The 1,333-nt window shown below is 62.9% G+C and carries 1 protein-coding gene; it reads left to right on the top strand.

The features are described 5' to 3' along the window. The first annotated feature begins 207 nt into the window (after positions 1-207). Positions 208-1,182 carry an IS110 family transposase gene (locus QX128_RS33160; RefSeq protein ID WP_316239658.1) on the top strand — a complete coding sequence of 325 codons (975 nt, stop codon included), beginning with the start codon at positions 208-210 and terminating at the stop codon, positions 1,180-1,182. Positions 1,183-1,333: the final 151 nt, after the last annotated feature.

The raw sequence follows: 1,333 nt of genomic DNA, 5'->3' as shown, positions 1-1,333 counted from the left end.
GCTTACTTCGCGCTCTTGTGTGTTCGAAACCTGCCAGAATGTGCGAACGGGCGGTTCTGACCAACCGCCCGTCGCTGGATCTGAGCCCGATCGTGCTCAAAGGCCCTAGAGCCTGTCGGGGAGCGTGGGACAGGTCCGGTGTCTTCCTTCAACCCGAACAGTTGCACGGGCTTCGAGCCCGCACCTTGCAAGGAAGGGAGCTGGATGATGGCACAGAATGATCTCGTTGTCGCGGGTGTCGATGTCGCCAAGGATAAGGTCGATGCCTGTACCCGAGCGCCCGGGTCCAAGCAGATGTTTGAAAGGACGAAGGAAGGCCAGCGCGACTTCGTGGCGTGGCTGCGCCGGCACGGCGTCACCAAGGTCGTGATGGAGGCCAGCGGCGGCTACGAGCGGGAGTGGGCCAAACTGGTGCGAGCCGCCAAGATCGACGTTCGTATCGTCGATCCAAAGCGGGTGCGGAGCTTCGCTCAATCGGCCGGGCGCCTGGCCAAGAACGACAGTATCGATGCGGACACGATCGCCTGGTTCGCCGAGACCTTCAACGAAGCTGCGGTGCAAGCCTACGATGCCGCCCGAGAGAAGCTTCAGCAGATGGTCAATGTGCGCCAAGCGACGAAAGATATGCTGGTCAGACTGAAGAACCAGGGCGAGCATAAATTGCCTGTAGAAGTACAGCGTCTGCATACGCGCATCGCCAAGGCGATCAGCGCCGAGCTGGCCGAGCTCGAGGCAGAGATCTCCGCCCTGATCGAAAGCACGCCGCATTTTGCGGAGCTCGCCGAGATCATCGAAAGCGTTCCGGGCATCGGCCGCACGACGTGTGCTACGCTGATAGCAACCATGCCGGAGCTCGGCCAGACCAGCGACAAAGCCGTCGCGGCGCTGCTGGGTGTTGCGCCGTACGATGATGACAGTGGCCGGCGTCGCGGGGATCGGCACGTCAAGGGCGGACGCCGCAGAACTCGCAACACATTCTACATGGCCTGCGTGGGCGCCGCGACGCGGTGCAATCCAGTCCTGAAGGCCTTCTACGAGCGCCTGCTCGCCCAAGGTAAGTTGAAGAAGGTCGCGCTGACCGCCTGCATGCGCAAGCTGATCTGCATTCTCAACGTCATGGTCAAACGCCGCCAAAAGTGGAATCCGGCGCTCCACGTTGTGAACGGGTCGAGCGCCTCATAGCCGCTCGGGCTCCGCCCGAGCGCACGCCAAGCCAACAGACCGGCGAGCGGACGGGGTCAAGGCCGTCAGCCGCCGAAGGCGGTGGCGCGCCTTCGCGCCAGCCTTGAGGCCGGCCGATCACCGGTCTACAAAAAAGACAGTTGCTCCCCGG

This window comes from Bradyrhizobium sp. SZCCHNR1015, assembly GCF_032489875.1.
Taxonomy (GTDB): Bacteria; Pseudomonadota; Alphaproteobacteria; order Rhizobiales; family Xanthobacteraceae; genus Bradyrhizobium.
Note: the sequence above shows the minus strand (reverse complement) of the source record. Positions and strands in the feature narration are given on the sequence as shown.